Source organism: Flavobacterium sp. MDT1-60 (genome assembly GCF_014844035.1).
Classification (GTDB): Bacteria; Bacteroidota; Bacteroidia; order Flavobacteriales; family Flavobacteriaceae; genus Flavobacterium.
The window spans coordinates 2881471-2904379 of the sequence record NZ_CP062159.1 but is presented as its reverse complement, the minus strand read 5'-3'; the positions used below and the strand labels follow the sequence as shown (position 1 = coordinate 2904379).

The 22909-nt window shown below is 36.5% G+C and carries 11 protein-coding genes; all 11 read right to left on the bottom strand.

Annotated elements, in window-relative coordinates; genetic code table 11:
• Positions 1-127: 127 nt before the first annotated feature.
• Positions 128-2065, bottom strand: a complete 1938-nt coding sequence (locus IHE43_RS12260; RefSeq protein WP_192184142.1) for a family 43 glycosylhydrolase — start codon at positions 2063-2065, stop codon at positions 128-130.
• Positions 2065-3438, bottom strand: coding sequence for a glycoside hydrolase family 27 protein (locus IHE43_RS12255; protein ID WP_192184141.1), 1374 nt, complete (start codon positions 3436-3438; stop codon positions 2065-2067). The genes IHE43_RS12260 and IHE43_RS12255 overlap by 1 nt, the downstream gene beginning before the upstream one ends.
• 320 nt (positions 3439-3758) lie before the next feature.
• A complete protein-coding gene (locus tag IHE43_RS12250) occupies positions 3759-6182 on the bottom strand; it encodes a sugar-binding domain-containing protein (RefSeq protein WP_192184140.1) in 2424 nt (807 codons plus the stop codon).
• A 168-nt stretch (positions 6183-6350) separates the two neighbouring features.
• Positions 6351-7934 carry a glycoside hydrolase gene (locus IHE43_RS12245; RefSeq protein ID WP_192184139.1) on the bottom strand — a complete coding sequence of 528 codons (1584 nt, stop codon included), beginning with the start codon at positions 7932-7934 and terminating at the stop codon, positions 6351-6353.
• Between the two features lie 130 nt (positions 7935-8064).
• Complete coding sequence (locus tag IHE43_RS12240) at positions 8065-9702, bottom strand: glycoside hydrolase (protein ID WP_192184138.1); 1638 nt, start codon at positions 9700-9702, stop codon at positions 8065-8067.
• Entirely contained in the window at positions 9702-10244 is a 543-nt protein-coding gene (locus IHE43_RS23620; RefSeq protein WP_225585078.1) for a RagB/SusD family nutrient uptake outer membrane protein, read from the bottom strand. The genes IHE43_RS12240 and IHE43_RS23620 overlap by 1 nt, the downstream gene beginning before the upstream one ends.
• A complete protein-coding gene (locus IHE43_RS12235; protein WP_225585073.1) occupies positions 10241-11302 on the bottom strand; it encodes a RagB/SusD family nutrient uptake outer membrane protein in 1062 nt (353 codons plus the stop codon). The genes IHE43_RS23620 and IHE43_RS12235 overlap by 4 nt, the downstream gene beginning before the upstream one ends.
• Positions 11303-11313: 11 nt before the next feature.
• Positions 11314-14346: a TonB-dependent receptor gene (locus IHE43_RS12230; protein ID WP_192184137.1), complete on the bottom strand. Its 3033-nt coding sequence runs from the start codon at positions 14344-14346 to the stop codon at positions 11314-11316.
• A 23-nt stretch (positions 14347-14369) separates the two neighbouring features.
• Positions 14370-15788 carry a hypothetical protein gene (locus IHE43_RS12225; protein WP_192184136.1) on the bottom strand — a complete coding sequence of 473 codons (1419 nt, stop codon included), beginning with the start codon at positions 15786-15788 and terminating at the stop codon, positions 14370-14372.
• Between the two features lie 767 nt (positions 15789-16555).
• Positions 16556-19351 (bottom strand): glycoside hydrolase family 2 protein, encoded by a 2796-nt coding sequence (locus tag IHE43_RS12220; protein ID WP_225585071.1) that lies wholly within the window; start codon positions 19349-19351, stop codon positions 16556-16558.
• Between the two features lie 133 nt (positions 19352-19484).
• Positions 19485-22895 carry a DUF5107 domain-containing protein gene (locus IHE43_RS12215; protein ID WP_192184135.1) on the bottom strand — a complete coding sequence of 1137 codons (3411 nt, stop codon included), beginning with the start codon at positions 22893-22895 and terminating at the stop codon, positions 19485-19487.
• Positions 22896-22909 lie beyond the last annotated feature (14 nt).

Genomic DNA, 22909 nt, shown 5'->3' with positions numbered 1-22909 from the left:
AATTAAACAAAACTTACACTATTGCTTTTTTTATTACAATTATATTCTGGCCAATTGAATAAACGCAAAAAGCCATTTCTTTTGACAGAAATGGCTTTTTATATTTTAAAAAAATAATACTAATAAACTATTTTATTTCATTTATTCCGCTGTGGGTTGGAGTTACCTGCCTGATTGTTCCATCAGCATTAAACTCTAATTTATCGATACAAACTTCCCGGTGAAAACCACCGGCATCTCCCATTTTTATTCCTGTTGGATAAGAAAAACGGTGATACGTAATGTACCATTCGTCTTTCTTTGGAATTTGTAAAACCGAATTATGTCCTGTTGCATAAATTCCCTGATCAGGAATTCCCTGGATTACAATATTGTTTTCCGGAATTTCAATTGGTCCTAAAGGAGATTTTGATGTTCCATATCTTACTTTATAATTAGGACTTCTTGTATCGTCTTCACTCCATAAAAAGTAATAAATTCCTTTTCGATAGATGATATAAGTTCCTTCCCTGAAAGTTTTGTCAACCTGAATTAATTTCGTACTTCCCGCTTTAATCGAAATCATATCAGTATTCAATTCGGCTACAGCCATATACCCATTACCCCAATACAAATAACTTTTACCTGTTTTAGGATCTGTAAAAACATCCGGATCAATTTCCTGACCGCCTTTTACTCCATCGGGTCTTTTATTTATCAAAGCTTTTCCACTGTCTTTAAAAGGTCCCGTTGGGTTATCCGAAGAGGCCACTCCAATTTTTTGAGCCGCTGTGAAATAATAAAAATACTTGTATTTTCCTTTTATCTTTTTCTCTACAATACAAGGCGCCCAGGCATTTCGGTTGGCCCAGCTTACGTCTTTTCGCAGATCTACGATAATTCCTTCGTCTTTCCAGTCTGTCAAATTATCTGATGAGAAAGTTTTGAAATAATTTCCAGACCAGCCATCAAAACCATCACTGGTTGGATAGATGTAATACTTTTTTGTTTTGTTTGAATATAAAATTTCAGGATCAGCATAATATCCTTCTAAAACAGGATTATTGTTTATTTTTGGAAATTTTTCAGGCATTCCCCATTTCGCAATTAATCTTTTCAGTTCAGATCGTGTGATAGGTAAAATGGTTCCGTGACGCGGATTAAAATCCATTGAAATATCATTGTCAATTACGGCGAAATTTTCAAGATCTTTACTTTTTGTAAATTGATATTTCCCCTTTGTATAGACATCATACATCAAAATATAATCATCAGAATTGTTTAATTTAAAAATGCTTGAACCTTCGACAGGATCTTTTGTCTGTTGCAGATAATTGTCGTTTTCTGTCCAATTCCCGGAAGTCAAATCCGTTGTTGTGGCCACTTTTATTCCCGCTTTTTCGGTTTCAGTTTTATAAAAAAGATGATATACGCCATCTTTCTCTATAATATCGCCGTCAATACAAGATCTTTCAGATTTTGGAACAAATAACAATTTTGGAGCACTTTCTAAACCTGTAAAATCTTTATTGGCGTAAGCGTAATAAATTTTGTCCGGACCGCCTGCATGCTGCAAACTAAAGTAAATCAGGTATTTTCCTGTTTTGGCATCATAAATAGTCTGCGGTGCCCAAACTCTTTTCAGATTCTCGTTTCCGGGAAAGGTTGTTTGAATATTTACAATACTGCTTTTCCAATTTACAAGATCAGTGCTTTTTAGCAAAACCATTGCACGATTGCTATCCCAGCCTTTTGAAGATGTCATATCAGTCAAAACCATATAAAAAGTTTTGCCATCATCACCACGCAAAATATGCGGATCACGAACACCTCCAGTTGAGCTGATTACTTTGCTGTCTAAAACTGGTTTATTAGTATTGAGATGATAATAATGATAACCATCTGCACTAATGGCAAATCGAACAGCTTCATCTTCAACAGAATTTCCGGTGAAGTAAACAAACAAATAAGCTGTTAAATCTTTCTCAGCGATTATGGGCGGAACTCCTTTTGTATTGTTGTTTTGAGCTTGTAAAAGATTAAAAATCATTAAAAATAATACAAGGCAAAAATGTATTTTTCTCATTATTTTTTAGCTTTTAATTGATACAAAATTGAGCTGTGAGGTTTTAATTGTGCCGAAATTGCTCCTCCAACAGCAACTTTCGATTTCTCGCCTGTCCATATATTTAAAACTTCTGTATTTCCTGAAATTCCAAGATCAGAAAGATTTATCGAAATCGTTTCTGAAGCTGTATCCGAAATATTAAACAAAGCCAGATAAACACTTCCGTCTTTAGGATTCTTTGAAGTCACCGCAATTTTTCCGTCTTTCTGGAAAAGCTGTTTTACATCGGTACTTTCATTGTGCATTTTAACCACATCTTTATTGGTTAATAAGGATAAAGTAAAAGCATCGTTGCTTGGTAAATCTCCACCAAAAAACAATGGCGATTTAAAAATATTGAAAAAGGTAATTAAGGTATATTGCTCGTCTTTTGTTAAGCGTGTCATTCTGTCTTCGCCACGTTCTCCCCTAACTGAAATACGACCTAACGGAATCATATCGCAGTCTGGCCAGGTTCCGGGTGCAATATACGGGTACCATTTTTCGCTTACTTTCATTAAATGTGTAATATGAGGCCAGGTGTCCCAAACATCATCAACCATACGCCACATATTGGCATGTTCTTTTACGTGAGGAGCTGCGGTTATAGGAGTTTCACCTGGAGAAGTACTCAATACGATTTTGCGTCCAGATTTGTCGATCGCATTTCTAATTAAGTTGATTTCGCCTTCGTGATAGGGTCTGGATAAATCATCAATTTTGATGAAATCAACTCCCCAACTTGCATAAAGCTCAAATATAGAATCATAATATTCCTGTGCTCCCGGCTTATCAGCAAGAACGGTGTAATTATCCTTTAACCATTCGCATTGCAATGCTGTCGTATAAATTTGGTCTGCTGTGATTCCGTTTGCACCTTTAATTGGCATTTTGTCTTCCACCGCTTTTTTCGGGATGCCACGCATAATATGGATTCCGAATTTTAATCCTTTTTTATGAATATAATCTGCTAAAGGCTTGAATCCTTGTCCGTCTTTTGCTGACGGAAAACGATTTACGGCTGGCAAATATCTTCCATATTGATCGATTACATATCGTGGATCTGTTTGGTTATAGCCTCCTGCTTTATCATTTTCGACAAACCATCTGATGTCGACAACGATATATTCCCAACCGAATTTTTTTAGGTTTTTTGCCATATAATCGGCATTGGCTTTAACTTCGTGTTCTTCAACTGTTGGTCCATAGCAATCCCAGCTGTTCCAGCCCATCGGTGGCGTTTGTGCCCATTGTTTGAATTCCTCTTTTTTAAAAACTTTTGTCTGGGCATTAGAAGAAACCGATACTAAAACCAATCCCAAAATCAACGGAACTATATTTTTTATTTTCATTTTGATCTTAATAAGTGTTAACAATACACTTCAAATATAATAAACTTTTAGTCATTATATACAATTAACCTGTCCGCTAACCAAAAATGCTGACAGGTTAATTGGCAATTTAAAAACTAACTACTAATTTGTGTGAATTAGCTCCGGAGGAGCAACATATTTATAGCAAATCATAATCCCTTCCGGATATAGCTCCGGAGGAGCGATATGTAAAAAGATTTTCAGGTTTCGATGGGGGCTCTCACGCATAAATCTTTTATTTTCTATAAACATGTCGTTCCGCTGGAACTCAAAACTAATAACATATAACTTCTTACTTCTTACTTCACATTTACAATAACTTCAACCGGTTTTAACCATTGACTTGTAAACGTAACTTTTATAGGCTGAGATGATTCTCCCGTTGCCTGAACATAAGCCGCAATGTGACCGTGGAATACGCGCTGAACATTATCTGTATAATCTGTCATATCGCTGTTGTTTCCTGCCTCAAGTCCTAATAAAGTTCCCGGACCCGTTATTGTACAAGTTACTTCATTATCTGAAAGCATTACCGGAAGACCGTTTTGGTCTTTTAGCTGCACCATAATTTTAGCCACTCCCTTTTCTTTTGCAATTGTAATATTAGTATCAGTAATGGTTAATTCAACAGGTTGTTGTGTTGAATTAATCACGTATCTGCTTACTTCCTTATCATCCTTATTTAAACCAATAGCTTCTAATTTTCCGGCAGCAAACGGGATATCCCAATAAATAATTCCTGTTTTCTCATCATATGCTTTTGTTTCACCAATTACTTTTCCGTTTAATTCTAAACGTGCTTTTGCAGCATTTGTATAGCACACAACACGAATCTTTTCACCTTGAGTGTAATTCCAGATTGCCCATGCATCTTTAGAAATATCTTTATCATTTTTTAAAGGATAGGTTCCAATGTAAGCCATTGGTTTATCAGACCATAAAGATTGACGGAAATAACCTCTAGGTTTAATAATTCCGGCAAAATCAACCAAACCTGAATAAAATCCTCTTGAAGACCATCTTCCTGATTCTCCTAAATAATCAATACCCGTCCAAAGGAATTGTCCAAAAATATGTTTGTTGTTTTTTACAGCAAGCCAGGGTTCCATATCGTGAACATTCTCACTTCCGTAGATAACTCTGTTTGGATATTTTTCGTGATCCGATTTATATTTGCTTTCTGTATAATTATAGCCTGTGATATCCAAAGCTCCCGGATATTCTGTTTCGTTAGACATCGCAACACCTGCTAAACCTGCCGTTGTTGGACGAGATTTGTCGTATTTTTTTACAGCTGCAACCAAACGTTTTGCAATTACTCCAAGACGCATCGCATCTGGAGCATCTTTTTTATAACCTCCGTAAGCCGCTTGTCCAAAACCATCTTTTCCTTTGTCTAAAACTGGGTGAGAATAAGGATCATTTGGATAATCAACCTCGTTACCAATACTCCACGCAAAAACGGAAAGGTGATTTCTGTCACGACGTACAAAATCTTCTAAATCTTTCTCTGCATAGTCTGCAAAAATATCAAACGAACCTTCGAATCCCGGTGTTCCATAATTCCAGCCTTCTAACCATTTACGTTTTGGGAATTCCCATTCGTCATAAGCTTCATTCAATACTAAAATTCCTAATTCATCACACAATTCGTAAAAAACCGGTGCTTGTGGATTATGACTTGTACGAATAGCGTTTACACCAATTTCTTTCAATGTTTTTAATCTGGTTTCCCAAACTTCGCGAGGTACTGCAGAACCTAAAACTCCGGCATCGTGATGTAAACAAACGCCTTTCATTTTCATCCATGTTCCATTTAATGCAAAACCATTATTAGAATCGAATGTGAAAGTTCTAAAACCAGTTTTTGTAACCGTTTGATCTATTTGTTTTCCATCTTTCAGGACGGTTGTTTTAAGCTGATATAAGTTTGGATTATCTATGTCCCATAATTGTGGATTTTTGACATTTAATTTAGCTGCAATTTTACCACTCTGATTCGCTGCAACTTCTACTTTATTAGAAGCTTTTGCAACAGATTTTCCCTCTTTTGAAATCAATTCATTAATAACAGTTAAAGTTGATTTTGCTGAAGATCCATTCTCTACATCAACCTCAACATTCAAAGTTCCTGTTCCTTTTTTTATTTCCGGATACGCATAAACGCCCCATTGTGCAATATGAACCGGATTTGCATAAACTACCCAAACATTTCTATAGATCCCTGAACCCGTATACCATCTGGAATCGGCACTTTGACTATGGTCTACACGTACTGAAATGGTGTTTTCTCCTCCGTATTTTACAAACTGAGTAGCATCATAAGCAAAAGAAATATAACCGTTCGGGCGTTTTCCTAAAGAATGTCCGTTGATGAAAACTTCGCTTCTGTTGTAAACTCCTTCAAAATACAAATACACTTTTTCTCCAGCTTTGCTTTGCGGAATATTGATTGATTTTCTATACCAGGCAATTCCGCCCGGTAAATAACCTGTACAGCTTGCCAGCGTTGGGCTTAGCTGTCCTTTTACGCTCCAGTCGTGAGGCACGTTTACTGACTGCCATTTACTGTCGTCAAAAGTTGTATTTTTTGCATCTGAAACATCCTGAAGATTGAATTTCCAGTTGTCATTAATTTTCTTCGAATCTCCAAACGAAATCTGGCTGAACGCCGAGACGCACGAAAAGAGTAAAACAGGTAATAAGATTTTTTTTGTAAACATTTTTTTAAAGTTGCTAAGTTGCTAAGACTCTAAGATTCTGAGCTTTTTATTTAATACTTAATTTTGTTTCCGGTTTTCAGTTTTCAGTCGCAGTCTCAGTTTTCAGTTTCAAATGCAACTGCAACTGCAAACTGAGACTGTGACTGTGACTGAGACTGCGACTGTAAACTAATACTTCAATTCACCAACAAACGTTACAACTGATTTTGCCGGGATTTCCAAGTTATCAATTTTCTGAATATTGGTTCTTTTTAAATTTGAATTTTCTGAAGTTACATAGGGCATAACTTCATTATTTTTGAGTGTTCCTTTTGATAAATCAAACTTGTATTTCTGAGATGATTTTCCGCAATTTACGGCAACGACAATCAGTTTTTTGTTTGCTGTATCTTTGTAGGCTGTTAGCATAACATCATTTGCTGCATCGAGTTCATTTTGATTTGGAACATCAATTCTCAACATTCCCGGACGTACAAACAAAGAGTAATTTCCTAAAGCCCAAAGTAGTTTTGAATCATGAAATTCTCCGTCGTTTCTAACATAATCCGGTGTGGTTCCTCCGTTGCTTTTTCCATCATCCAGATAAATCAAACCGTCTTTGTAATCAACGCGGGTTATAGAAGTCCACCATTGCCACGAAGCTGCATTCGCCACAGCAATATCGTTATGAATCAAACGTGCTACGAATAACGCGGTCTGCATTCCTAAATCTCTTCCTCCTCCTGAACCACCCGGAATTTCAGCTTCACCCGGATTTTCTAAAATACAATATTCAGACTGCCAATACTTTAATCCCGGATTTTGTTTCACATTGGCAGCGATCAATTTACGGCTTAAAACTTGCTTTTCTATTGGCCAGGTTGTAAAATAACTGTGACCTAAAATTACATTTTTAACATTTGGAAGTTTAGCAATGTTTGTTTTTGTTTTTCCGAAAAAATAATCAATTTGATTGTCACGGTTTTCTCCATTTACATTCTCATATAAATAATTGATTTGTGCGGCTTCAGCAATTACAATCTCAGTACTCATTTTTTGAGCTTTGAGTTTTTCTGAAAGTGATTTGGTCAAATCATAAATTTCCTGATTGGTTGCCGGTGTTCCTTCCTGGCTGTTGGTATCACCATGTTTCGGCATCCATTCCCACTGCGGTTCGTTTATTGGACTTATATAATCGAATTTTATTCCTTCTTTTTTCTCCAACCCTTGAATACTTTGAACTAAGAAATCGGCAAATTTTGGAATTGCACCATCTTTTAGATTCAGTTTATTCTTTTGAGAGGCAAAAGATAATCCGTTATTTGTCATATAAACTGGCGGGCTATTGGTAAAAATCAGGAATTTTTCAACACCTCGTTTTTTAGCAGCCTGCAAAAACCATCTTTGTCCTTCTTGTTTAGAGAAATCATAAGTTCCATCCGCTTGCAAAAAAGATTCGCTTCTTCTCCATTCGTCCGAAACTTTACTCTTTTCGCCTTGTTCTGCACTTCCCGCACCCAAATTAAATCTCCAGATCGAAAGTCCAATTCCTTTGGGGTTTCCCTTTGCATCGATTTCTTTACTAAAAAGTAAATCAGCAATGGCATTCTTTTTCTGTTCCGGCCATTTACCCACAAACTGGCATCTCCAGGCATCAGAACCTCCAAAACCATCCATGGTTTGTACAACATTATCTGTGCTAATGGTTACGGTTCGCTGCCCATAAGACAGCGAACTCATTACCAATAAAAGCGAGATATATATTTTTCTCATTTTTTGTATTCTATTTTTCTATTGACACCAATCTTTGTCGAGCTACTCGCGGAGATCCCTCGTTCCTCGGGATGACATACTTGCCGGTTAAAAACCTTAGTCCCTCAGCATCTTAGTTCCTCAGCACCTTCTATTTATACGTCCCAACATAAGTCACAACAGACTTGGCAGGGATCACAAAATTAGAAGCATCGACAGCGGCACCTTTTTTCAAACTTAAAGTTTCAGAAGTCGTGTATGGCGTAAATTTATTATCGGTTAAAGCTCCTCCCGTAAGATTTAATTTGTAGGCTTTCGCCGATTTGCTAATGTTAACCGCAACAACAACCAATTTTTTTGTTGCCGCATCTTTATATGCCGTTACCATTACATCATTCACGGAAGTGGCATTATCCACACTTGGAATCTGAACTCTTACCATTCCCGGTTTTACGAAGAAGGAGAAATTTCCTAAAGCCCAAAGTGTTTTAGAATCTCTAATGTATCCGTCGTTTTTGCAATAATTGGCATCTCCTGCACCTTTACTCGCATTGTCGTCTACATGAATTAATCCGTCTTTGTAATCGCCACGGCTTATCGCAGTCCACCATTGCCATGACGTAACGCCTCCAATTGCAATATCTGTACTGATAATACGGGCTGTCCAAAGTGCCAGCTGAATTCCTAAATCTCTTCCTGCACCGCCACCACCTTGTAATTCTGATGTTCCCGGGTTTTCTAAAACACAATATTCTGAAGACCATAAACTAACTGCGCCAACTCCCTGAATTCTTGAAGCCGCTTGTTGTCTTGATGAAACCAATTCGCTCAAAGGCCATGCCTGCCAATAACTGTGTCCGGAAATAGTTTTCTTTACATTTGATAATCCTGTAATTTTTTTAGCAGAATTTGGTGCAAAGAAATAATCAATCTGATTAGATCTGCTTTCTTTTCCTGAAACTGTTTTATATAAAGCATCATAAGCTCCGGCTTCTCCCACAACAATTTGAGCAGTAAGCCCTTTTGACTGTAATTTTGGAGATAATACATTTACAAAACTGTAAATATTAGCATTGGTAGCCGGAGAACCTTCTTGTGCAGTTCCGTCCCATTCGTATTGCGGTTCGTTAAACGGACTCACATAATCGATTGTTAAACCTTGTTCTGTTTTTAATTTATCCAATGAAGTCGCCCAGAAATCAGCCAATTCAGGCATTTTTCCTTCTTTTAAATTATAGAATTCTTTGATGCTGGCGTGTGCTTTTCCATTTTGAGTCAAATAAACCGGTGCACTGTTGGTAAAAGCCAATAATTTCTCAACACCACGCTCTTTTGCTGCTTTCATAAACCAAACCTGACCGGCTTGTTTGCTCATGTTGTAACTAACTCCGTCTGTTGTAAAACATTCTGTACGTCTCCATTCATCTGTAATATCGCTGGCATCGCCTTGTTCTGTGCTTCCGGCTCCAAGATTAAAACGCCATAATGATAGTCCAATTCCTTTTGGATTTCCGTCAGCATCCAATTCTCTGCTGAAAAGCAAATCGGCCATTTTATTTCTTTTATCAGAAGGCCAGTTTTTTCCAATGAAATTACACTGCCAGGCATCAGAAGCACCAAAACTTTCCATTGTTTGGAGATTCATATCCAGATTTACACTTAATTCTGCAATAGCGTTTTCAGCACCTGAATCATCAGATTTTTCAGAGTCGCAACTAACGAACAAAGCGTTAGCGAAAAGTAAGCCTGCACATAGCAGACTTACTTTTTTGTTATTTATAAATCTCATTAGTAACCAGGGTTTTGTTTAATTAGTCCTCCACTTAAATCAATTTCTAATTGTGGAATTGGCCATAATAAGTTTTTAGCAGGGTTAAAATTGATTCCCTTATCCTGCGCTTCTCTTAAATTGGTTGTTTCATACGGATCTGTAGAATTCAAATTATATTGAACAAATGTTCCATTTGGTCCCATTAAACCTTCAATTACCCGTTTACCTGTCGTTGGGTCTTTTTCACGGCGAATGTCAAATAAACGCAAACCTTCAAAAGCCAATTCTAAACGGCGTTCTTTATAAATTTGTTTTAGCAGCGTTGGGCCTGATATTCCTGTTTTAGGATCTAATTTTACACGAGCTCTGATAATGTTAATATCCCCTAAGGCATCTCCTGTTGTATGATAACTTGCTTCTGCTCTTGTTAAATACATTTCAGCCAAACGAATCAATGGTACATTTAATGGCAATTTACCGTCTTTTTGATCTAAAGCACGACGTGTTGCTATCGGAATATAATATTTACGGCAAATACGTCCTGATTTATTATCGTTCAAACTGAATTGTGTGTTGGATTTAAAACCTCATCTCCGTAAGCTGCTTCTCCCCACTTCGTAATAGTACTTCTGCGACGGATAACATCATTTTCAGAAAGATAGGCATTCTCTAAATCGCTGGTTGGCATACACCATCCCCAACCGTCAATAACATCTGCTGCGTCATTACTTGGGAAATTCTTCTTGTCTTCACCCCTTGCTCCAGAGAAAGTAGGAAGCATAGAACCTAAACTTTTATCTTGTACAGATGAAGATTGCGCCTCAAGAATTGACTCTACTCCATTATGATTATTTACATTCCAGATGTTTAGGAAATCTGCTTCAAGAGCAAAAGGCCCTTCGGTAATAACTTTGTTAGAATATAATTTGGCATCTGCCCATTTTTCCTGAAATAAAGATACACGCGCTAATAAGGCATAAGCTGCCCATTTATTCACTCTACCGCTTCTGTTTACCGGAATGCTTTCTAATTTTGCTGCCGATTCTTTAAGGTCAGCTTCAATTTGTGCATACACTTCAGCAGCCGGACTACGCTGTAATTTCAAATCAGCGGTTCCAAGCGATGTTGTATATAATGGAACATCTCCATAAAGATTTACCAACTCATAGTAGCAATACGCGCGAATAAATAATGATTCTCCCATATACTGATTTTTTTGAGAATCAGAAATTGGCGCTACGGCCATTTTCTCTAAACCTATATTTGCAGATTGAATCGTATAATAATGAGCCGTATAAATACTGTTCATTGATCCCATGTTTTCTGGCGTAATAAGGTATTGTGCAGCAGGCTTAAAAGCCCCACTGTCCTGTCCTGTATTACCCATCCAGGCATCATCAGTAGCCGATTCATTCGCTAACCTTGGGGCCAGCAAAGTATACCAGTCATTTGACAATAATATTCTATGCGTTAGTTCATTGACATAATTCTCGCATTCTTGTGCCGTTTGAAAGTAGTTCTCTAAAGTTTGAGTTCCTCTTTGTTCTTTTTCGATAAAATCATCGCAGGAAACTGCAATAAGGGAAAAAGTTAGTATTGATAATATGATTTTTTTCATGTTCGTTTATATTAAAATGCTACATTAAGACCCATCAAAATTGTTGGCTGAACCGGATAGTTCCATCCTCCAAAACCAGCTCCTTTAACTCTGTCACCTTTATCCGGATCTCCTCCTGCAACTTCAGGATCAACTCCTGAATAGTTTGTCCATGTCCACAAGTTTTGGCCTGATAATGATAATCTCAATTTATCTAATCCGAATTTGTTGTAAAATGAATATCCTAACTGAAGGTTTTTCATACGAACAAACGATCCGTCTTCCACATATAAAGAAGAGAATTTTGTGTAATTTTCGTTGTTATCATCTTTAGATAAACGAGGAACCGAATTTGAAGTTCCTTCACCATGCCAGGCCATTTGCTCTAAGTTGCCTACTTTATTTGATAAGCTAACTCCGTTATACAGATCGGAAATATTTTGATTCACGATATCGTTTCCAATACTTGAATAGAAGTTTGCAATTAAATCGAAATTTTTATAGCCAAAATTCAGGTTAAGACCAACATTGTAATCCGCCCACGGAGAACCAATTTTCGTTCTGTCCTTATCATCTAATTTCCCATCTCCGTTCACATCTTTAAAACGAATATCTCCGGCTTTTGCATACGGCTGTAATTTAGTTCCGTGTTCGTCTGTATGTGAGTTCAATTCTGTTTGGTTTTGGAATAAACCATCAGCAACATACCCGTAGAAATATCCAGGCTCATCTCCCTGAACAGTTAATGTTCTGTTACTTGATCCGTATAATTTTTCACCATCAGCGGATAAATTAAGCATGTCGACATTAACCGTTGTAAAAGTTACATCTACTCCATAAGTAAAATCACCTTTTTTATCTTTGTAAGAAACCAGTAAATCGATACCGCTTGATTCCATTGAACCAACGTTTGTCCACATTGTAGAATATCCAGGGAATCCGCTATAAGTAGGAAACTGTTTTAAGAATAACATATCCTCCGTTTTCTTTTTATAATATTCTAAAGATCCTGAAAGTTTGTTTTTCCATAATCCGAAATCAATACCAAAACTCATGTCTTCAACAGTTTCCCATTTAATATCTTTATTGGCCATAGTTGATGGATATGCTGTATCGGCAATATTGTTCCCAATAGGATAGAACCCTTGTCCGATATTCGATTGGTAAACAGCGTCTGGTAAATTTTGGTTTCCGACTTTACCCCAACCCGCTCTAAATCTTAAATCACTAAGTACATCTTTAGTAGATTCCATAAAACCTTCATTTAAAATTCTCCAGGAAACAGATGCAGATGGAAAATTTGCCCATTTATTATTTTCCATGAATTTAGAAGAACCGTCACGTCTAAAAGTACCTGTGAAATAATATTTATTGTCATAATTATAAGAAAGACGTGAAATATAAGACATCAGAGAATTAGACCAGGTGTTACCACTGCTGTTACGGTTTTTGGTTGCTGCACTTAGCTCTCTCATTAGATCAGAGTTATTTGGAACACCTTCTCCATAACCCCACACCTCTTTACGATTGTACTCTTCCATTGTGTTACCAATCATGAAAGATGTATTGTGTTTTTCAGCAAATGTTTTAGAATAGGTAATTGTATTTTGCCATGTCCAGTCAACATTTGTATTGTTTCTTCTTTCCACGCTATTGATTTCTGCTTTTTCATGCGCTGCATCAATCTCAAAATCAGGTTTAAAAATGTCCTGTGTTTTATCTCCAACTTCAATAGATCCTTGTGTACGAATTACCAAACCTTTAATTGGCTCATATTGTAAATACCCGTTCGTATTTAAATTATACTGGTCTGTAAAATCATCATATCTTTTTACGGCTGCAATTGGATTCCAGACATAAGATGGAGAACGTGCGTAAATACTATACTCATTTTCTAATCCGGTTAATTGACTGGCCGGTTTGTAAATTGGCGTAATGGGATCAATTCTATCAAAATCAGCCCAGTTTCCGGGACCTCCCCATGTTTCATAACGAGGGTTTAAAGTGATTCCTGCAGAGAATTTATCTGTGAATTTAAAATCATTTGCAATTCTCATTGTAATTCTTTCCCATCCTCCTACTTCATAAATAGACTCTGAGTCGTAGTAGTTTAAACTAATGGCAAACGTATGTTTTTCAGAACCTCCGCTTACTCCTAAAGAAGCATTTGTAACGGGTGCACCTTGCTTAATTCCGGCTTTCCACCAATCTGTCGTTTTTCCTCTGTATTGAGAAGGATTAGGCAAATAATCAGCATAACCCGAATTGTTGTAAGCCGTATTCATAATTCTGGCATAGGTTTCACCATCTGCCATACGATATGGATTGTTCATGAGTTGCATACCCGAACTTGTATCAAAGTTGAATCTTGTTTTTCCAACTTTACCCTTTTTGGTAGTAATCAAAATAACTCCATTAGAAGCACGAGAGCCATAAATAGCACTTGCAGAAGCATCTTTCAAAACCTCCATAGATTCAATTTCATTTGTGCTCAAAAAGTTAATACTGGTTCCCATCGGAATACCGTCTACTACATAAAGCGGATCAGTACTTAAATTTAGTGTAGAAATTCCACGAATCAAAACTCTTGGCTGAGCACCGGGACCCCCTTGCCCTGTAACCTGAACCCCGGAAACTTTTCCCTGTAATGATTCGGTTACATTACCAACTGTCATGGTTTGAAGTTCTTTTCCTTTTATGGAAGAAATAGAACTTGTTACGGTGCTCTTTTTTACCGAGGCGTAACCTACAACGACAATCTCATCTAGTGCCTGGCTTGATTCCTCCAGGACAACATCAAGAGTTGTTTTATCGCCAACCTGAATTGTTTTGTTAGAAAAACCAACAAATGAGAATTCGATTTGAGCATTATTATTGGGTACGCTGATAGAATATTTTCCATCAAAATCTGTTGATGTTGTTGTTGATGTCCCTTTTACTGTCAGATTAACTCCGGGAATTGGCACATTGCCTTTATCCTTAACAGTTCCTTTTACTGTTATTTGCCCAAATGTTGCAACAGTGCACAACATGGTGAAAAATAACCATATAAATTTATATTTCATATTAATATATTTTTTTATTAATGCTAAAACTTAAGTTCTAACAAACTATTTTTTGTGATAAAGACTCTTTCCAATTCCGTATCCAGTACAACTTTGTATACTCCCGGAGCAGCTGGATATTTTGCATTTCCATTTTCACCAGGTGACATTGTAGCGATACCATTTTTGATTAATCTCCATGACGGATTCCACCACTGACCTGTAAAAGTTGCCTCCATTTGTCCTGTCAGGGTATATTCTCCAAGTAATTGATAGGGATTGTTTGCATTATTTGCCAAATGCAATCCGGTTTGTGTCCAGGCCGTCCATGTATCCCAGTCCGCACCCTGAATACCACCTCCGCATACGCTCACAAAAGGTCTTCTTTGAGCTTCATCATCGTGCCATAAACCGTTGGCTATATTAGCCCAAACTTTGCTTGAAGGTGTATATTTTGTTGCAGTATAAACCAATGTATTTGGATTTACTTTTATTTTGTAATATCCTTTTGTTGGTAAAATGATTGGAGTTGAAGCCACATCGTCTACTAATCCTCCACTTGCATTTAAACCAAAACAATGTGGACCAAAATCAGATTCCTGACCTAAGAAATACACTTCTTTATTGTCTTTATCAGCATAATATTTAAATTCGAAATCCTGTCCGTTTTTCTCGTGGAAATACATCGGAACCCCAACAGCATCAGTAGTAAGATTTGTTCCTTTTGGCTGATCACATAAGTATAGCGCAGGATATTCGTTTGTCGCCACGATATTGATATTTAAAGTTCCTGTATTAGGAATTGCAAATTTATCTTTGGCTGTAATTGTCAATACATAATTTGCTGCAGTTACAGGCAAAGTATACGTTTTATTAAAAGTATAAGATTGAGGTGAGCCCGTTAACTGAACCGTTTCATTAATACCTAAAGCAGCACATTGTACCTGAATATAGTCGATACCAGAATCGTCATTAACAATAAAATTCACAGGCATTTCTTTGCTGGTAGATAGTAAAATAACAGCTCCTTCTTTTGGCGTAACCATGGTTATTGCCGGTGCAGCAAATTCTCCATCCAGACGTAAATTGATATTTTCATCTATGACATTCCCTGAAACATCTGTGATTGTTAATTTAATTTTGAAAGATTCTGAAGTTCCCCTGTCCGAAGGCACTTCAAAAAAATAGCTTAAATCATATGATTCAAGTAATGGGTCACTAGCAAACGTGATTAGTTTATCTAAGGATAATTCAGGAATTTGAATTCTCACACTTTTCAGTCCTAAATCGTCAGTAAGTGCAGCTTTAATTTCGAATTTTCTATTTGGTGCTCCGTAAATTTCCTTTGTTGTCACTACAACTGTAGGATCATCAGAAGAAGGATAACCAGATTCGTTATTTTGACATCCGGTAACAAGGACGGCAAAAAGGGCGAGAAAAAATAAAAATACATTTTTTTTCATTTCTTTAATTTTAAGGTTAGGTTAGTTAGTTTGTTGTTATGCTAAAAAAAATTGTTGTTGAAAATGAGATAAACTCATTTTTGAAGAGAATCTAAATTGTCTTTCTCTTTTTGATAAGGAGAGTAAACAATAAGAAAGTAATGGTGTGGTTTTTGTCATTTGAGTAAAGTTTGGTTAATATTCTTTTTTTTATTTTTTGTCTCTCTAAACGTATTGATGATACTCAATACAAAAAGTTTTTATTTTTAATTTTTAAACCCGCAATTTTTTAACTGCGGGTCGATAAGTAATACGTAAAACCAACTCTTACTATCTTATCTTAAAGAAGGCTCAGTTCTTTAAACAGATTTAAAACTTACCCAAAAAAAATAAACACTTAATTTATTACACAGTAACAACTTAAAACTATTACTATAAGTGCAAAGAAATATGTATTACAGATTTCTAAGGAGGGGTAAAATGGAAAAAAAAGGAGGTCAAAATGGCAATTAACTATTATTTTAGAATAAAAATTACCAAGTATGAAAAAATAACAGGAATTTTTTACACAATACACAATTACCATCTCAAACTTATTTTTTTTACTCCAACGTTTGAGTTCTAATTCCGTTATATACAAACTTTAACCCTAATGCTAAAATTTGTCTTTAAGCAGCTGTTTTTTTACCTCTTTTTTATTTCAATTATTAAAAAAAAGAAACCAAACCTATTCACAAATTTAAATTACTGCAAATAGATTTGTCTTAGTTTTTTTTAAAAAACCTGAGCTAATAAATACTGATCGCTGCTTCTTTTCCTTTTTCCTTTTGATCTGCTAGTATTGTTTTCAAAACTTCCGGGTTTTTAATTTCTTCCGGGTTAAATGCTGCACTATTCATGTACTTTAATATTGAAATCAGCATTTGTTTTGCAACCGGGCGTTTCTCTAAATCAGTATTTAGATCAAAAGAGGCAACTATCAATTTTCCGGATTTCACACTTCCTTCATAAAGCGATGCCAGCTTGCGGTTGTTCGCAAAATTGTCTACCATCTCTACAATAGGATTTCCTCCCACTATCGCATCCATTATTAACGTAGTAGAATTTACATTTAAATCCCACCATTGCCAATCGGTATGCATGTCGGTTGGAAAATCGGCTAAAGCCCTGTGCGAAGGATCACAAAGTACGCCCATGGTACCGGCTTGTTTTGGAAAATGAACCGGACTCCAGAATACAGGAACAAATTTTCCTTCGATACCTTTAATTTTTTTCCAATCCGGATTTAGTAATACTTTTTTACCTGCGTTTAGCAATTTGTACGCTTCATCAAGACTTCGGGTATAAACAACTTTTCCGTAATCAATAGTTTGCTTTTGAGGATAGATCCAAACATTCCATTGGTTTTTATAGTGTGTCCCTTTTAGATTTACTTTAATTGTTAATTTGGTTGCTTTAATTATCTTTTGAAGGCTTTCGTTTATATTTAAAACTTTATGATTGTATCCGGGCGCAATTGTTGCTTTTGTACTGCCGGAAGCTAACACAGCATTTCCGTCGTTGATACTCCATTCGATTTGCTGATCTTTCAAACTGCTTTCCCCATAATTACTTACATCTAAAGAAGCGTCAAATAATTCATTGTTTAAGTAAGTTGCTTTTGCAAAACGTAAAAGTGGTACCAACGGAGCTGAAAACTCTCTGAACTCTTCTGCCGAAATTAAGCCTTTACTATCCCAGAAAGCATCTAAAAGCCCTACTAATGCCGTTCCCTGTCCTGGAAAATCATGTAGATCTAACAATTGAAATCCGCTTATTCCGGCTGTTTTTAGCGCTCTTTCAATTTCTTCTTTATAAAGTATTACTGCCAATTTACCTGAGGCTTTTGTATAATCTGAGGCTTTGCTGATTAGTCCTTTGCGTTCTAAATCTTCTTTAACCGATTTAAAATTGATGGGATCTAAAACTCCTGTGTATTTAGCAATTTCATCTATTTTAGGATAGACTGCATACTGTCCTATTTCATGTGTTATCAAAGGCACTGTCATTCCTTCCACAGAAGTAACATAATCTTTATTGAATGTTGGCGATTCGCTGTTAAACACACCTTGCCCGCGTACCCAGCCTTTTTTTGTCCATTGCGTAATGAAAAAATCATCTTCAGGTTCCGGCCAAACGCCATGTTCTTTTTCGAAAGTAAAAGAAGTTGTTGTGTAAAGATGTCTGCTATCCTTCTCCTTTAAACTATTCATTAATTTTGTTAAAACTGTTATATCGCCTTGTAATTCATTCCCCATTGACCACATGCAAAAGGAAGGATGATTACCATATTCATCGATCATTCGTTGGGCTTCGGCATATAAAAAATCGGTTGTTTTTTGATCTTCTCCAATTTTTAACGTCCACACCGGCAATTCAACCTGAAGATAAAATCCCATTTCGTCTGCTACTTCAAACGCAGCTTCCGGAGGACACCAGGAGTGAAAACGCAAATGATTCAATCCCCAGTTTTTTGCTGTTCCAAATACTTTTCTCCAGCCTTCTTTATCCATTGGCGTATGTCCTGTAAGCGGGAAAATATCACATTCTAATGTTCCTCTTAAAAATACAGGCTGATCATTTATCGTCAAAACCGATCCGTTTTTAGAAAAACTGCGCATTCCAAAATCTACAGCCGTTTCTGATTTATTTTTTCCTGCTTTCAGCTCCGCTTTCAGTTCATATAACTCAGGAGAAAATTCACTCCATAGTTTTACATCTTTGCCCATATCGTAATCCACTTCCAACACAGATTGTCCCGCTTTAATCTGGATATCTTTTTGAAGTGCATCAACAGCGACTTTACTTTTTTTATGTACCGCAGTAATTCCTAAAACTCCTTTGTCTAATTTTTTAGTATTGTTATTTAGTACTAAAGTCAACTTTGCTTTTCCTGCTTTTATGTCTGGTTTTACCTGTAAATTTGCAATACGAACAGCATCAAATGCCTCAATTTCCATTTTGCCAATGATACCGTTCCAAATGATTTGCGTTTCATTAGTATAGGCATGCGCCATATTATCTACACTGATATCAAATTGTTTACGATTATCAACCCGAATAGTTATGCGATGTGTTTTTCCGGCAGTTAAATATCCTGAAAGATCATAATAATGAGGTGCAATCAGGCTGTTTTGTCCAGTTTCTAATTCTTTACCATCGATCCAGACATTTGTTTTCCAAATAACACGTTCCAGTTTTAAAATAAGTTTTTTTCCTTTCCAATCTTTCGGTATTGTAATTTCACGAGTGTACCAGGCTGCGCCCAAATAACTATTTTTTCTGGTTAAATGGCTCATTTGAAGTTTTTCTAAACTTGGTTTTAGCTTGTTTGGAACTCCAATTCCGGCATCATCTGTAGTTCCCGGCAATTTCATTAATTGCAAAAAACGCTTATTCTGCCAGCCATTCTGAAGCCCAATATCGGTGCTGTCAAGCTGAACAGTCCAATCGCCGGCTATATTCATTATCCTTCTGTCTTCGGAATCCCAGGAGCAGAGAAAAAGTAAAAGCAAAACTGATGTTATAATAGATTTGATTTGCATTCTTTCCATTTTATAATTATTTCTATATACTATTTAGATGGCATTATAATAAAATAACGCGTTGGTTATAATTAACAAACAATCCTACACTATGTGTTAATAATATTACTCCCAACGAGTTAAAACTATTTTTCTATTTGCGAAATGTCTGTTTATTTTGATCTAACTGTTTCACTTTTTGATAATATTTTTCAGATTCGGTTTCATTCCCTAATCCGCTATGACCTAGCGCCATTACATAATAACAATGCGCCTGATTTCGAATATTTAAATCATCTTCCCATATAGCAAGATCCGGTAACGAAACTGCAAAATAATCGATTCTGCATTTTTCGAACAAATATTTTTCGCCATGTGCAAGCAATTTGTTGAAACGGCTGCGGGCCTTATCTTCATCTCCTAATTCACGCCAAGCCAATCCCTGATAAAAAATCTTATCCGGCTGTTGATCGTTATAGAAAAAAGCCTGAACCGGTTCTGATGATCCAAGAGTAGCCTGCATAAAATTGGCAGTGGCGTTTTCTACATCTCCAAGTCCTTTATAGGCTAGTCCTTTATAATAAAATACTTCGTTTTCTTCGGCATTTTTAAGTTTACCTTCTCCTAAATTATGCGGATAAAATTCGGTTTCTTTCAATAACTGTAAGGCTTCTGCAAAACGATTTTCTGCTATGGCAATTTTTGCCAATTCTACTCTGCATAAGGTGTATTCTCCGGTTACTTTTCCTTCTCCTCCTTCCCAGGGGTGGAATTTTCGTTTCGAAATCAAATCTTTTGCAATAGCATATTTTCCTGCCTGATTGTAAAGCGTGATGCGTTCTATGCACAAATCGTCGCGTTCTTCTACTAAATCAGGATATTGATTCAAAATTTCCAATCGATCTTCAGGAGATTTACCTATTTTTTTATAAAGCTGATCCAATTCCATAAAAATCCTTGAATCTGTTGTGTCTAAAGCAAAAGCTTTTTCCAGCATTTCCTGTGCTGCCACTTTATTGTTTGTTTTATTGAAATAAGCCAATGCGAGATTTCGTAGTAAAGTTGAAAACTTCGCATCTATGCTAAATGACAATTCCCAATTCTTGACAGCCTCATCGTATTGACGAAATGCATACCAGAAATTCCCTAAATAATAAGGTGCTTTTGCATCTTCAGGATTTAATCGAATGGCATCTTGCAGAATATTCACTTCTTCAATTCGGTTAGGGAAGCATTTTTCAGACGACTGTACGGCTGCTTTTTTATACCAGTCAATTGCTGTATTTGTATTTCCTTCTATCGAAGAAAAATAACCTAAAGTATAATATACCATTGGATAAACGTTCTCGGTATCTTGTATCGATTCCTGCAATAACTCACTCGCTTCCTGGTACAATCCGGCTGAGGCAAAGTCAAGTGCGTACTCGATATAACCGTGCGGCCATTGACGCATGATTGTATTCATTTCACTTACTACAGTCTGATCTTTTGTGATCAAATATTTCTCAAAACGGCATCCCATATTAAAACGGTCGATTTTGAGGGAATCTTCAATCCACGCTAAAGCTTCCTGATTTCTATTTAATTTTCTTAAAATAGACGCTTTCAACTGACGTGCTTTATGATTGTGCCAATTGCGAATTAGAGATGATTCTACTCTTTCTAAAGCTTCTGTCCAATCTCCTTTTATGCTGTCAATTTGCGCCAGCGCGTAAAAGGCGGCATCTTGCCAGGCAGCGTTCCAGGTCGATTTAAAAAGAGAATTGTAAGCCTCATCATGTTTTCCCTGTAATTTTAAACAATATCCCAGATTGTAAAGCGGTTCTCCATCAATTGGATTGGGATTACGTTCTGTCAAAACCTCAACTGCCGTTCTAAAATAAGCTTCCGCTTTTTCAAATTGTCCTCGTCTTAATAATAAAAGACCAACAGCATTGTTGCATCTTACATCTTTTGAATCCCGGTTTAAGGCTTCAAAATAGTAATCCAGCGGGTTGTAAGTCGCGTGTCTGTATTGTTCCAAATGCAGACCTGTTAAATAAAGCTGTTCCATTGATGCAATCTCTTTTGGGTCTAATGCCGCTTTTGCAGGATCCGGAACGGGTTTTATTTCTGATTTTTCTTCCTGATACTGAACCAAAATTTTTCCGTCAGAACTATAAACTGTAAAGACTAAATGCTCTGATAAAACATTTCCAATCGAAACTCTTTTTTTATACGGATTTACAGGCGAAATTGTAATTTCATCCTGAAATAAAACTGTATTCTCTTTGTCTTTCAATTCTATCTTTAAATTTTCATAAAGGCTTGTGGTGTATAAAACTAAATCGGCTTCCGTGCCCTCAACTTCAATATTGATGATGGCATCTTTGGTTGCATTCTTTACATAACCCACTTCAGCATAGGGCATGAAATATTGTACCCAGGACTTTTCTTCGTAAGCTTGTAACCACGAAAAATCAGGCTGATTGTCTGTAAAAACGCCCGTCATTAATTCAATATACGGCCCATCTTTATCAGTCAAATTGCGGTCCCATGCTAATCCAAAATCGCCATTACCCCAAGTCCATTGTTTTTTACCAGGCGATACATGATGATTGGCTACATGCAGTAATCCCGCTTGTGCATCATCTTCATAACCTCCCACAAAATTATATTTGGACTGCACCGCCATATAAGATGTTGGAACCGGAATATTTTTGTATTTCGAAATATCAACACCTGCAGAATAATCTTGTTTGTAATATTCGCCTGTTGCAATCGGAAATTTAGAAACATCTCTTTTTCCGTGATCAAATACCGCATTTACATCCGGAGGAAAAACCGATTTATAGCCATCATTCACAACCACCGCAGGATTTGCCCACCAAAGAAACGTTTGAGGAAAAGCGGTACGATTGTATATTTTCACTTTGATTTCGATGTAAGCCTTGTCAGGATGCAGCGTAAATCCCTGCATTCCTTTGGTTCTAAACATTCTCTCTACTTCATTACACCAAACCGTTTTACTGCCGTCTTCGTTTTCTTCGATACTAAAATCTGTTGGTAAAAAAGTACTGGGGCGGTGGTGTTGCGGCCAGTTGAATTCAATTCCACCTGAAATCCACGGTCCTGTAAGTCCCACAAGAGCAGGTTTAATGACCTGATTGTAATACACAAAATGGCGTTGTTTCACTTTGTCATACGCCATATGAACGCGCCCTCCCAATTCAGGAAGAATCATTATTTTAATAAATTTATTTTCAATGAATAGGGCATGATACGATTTATCAACCTTTTCATCTGATAATTTTTCTACTACAGGATACGGATAAACTGCTCCTGAACTTCCCTGATACACTCGTTTTTCAAGAAAGATTGGATTTTTTTCTTCTTCACCTATTTGATAAGTAGGCAACAATATATCTTCTTCCCAAACACGCACTACTCCATCTTCATTAACCGTAGATTGAATTAAGTATGCTGTGATTTTCTCGTCTTGTACATTTTCATTTATTATTTGCCCTGAACGTAAATCTTCTTTAATTGAATGAGTTGGATTTACATCTGAAATTATATTTTCCATCTTATTATGCTTTA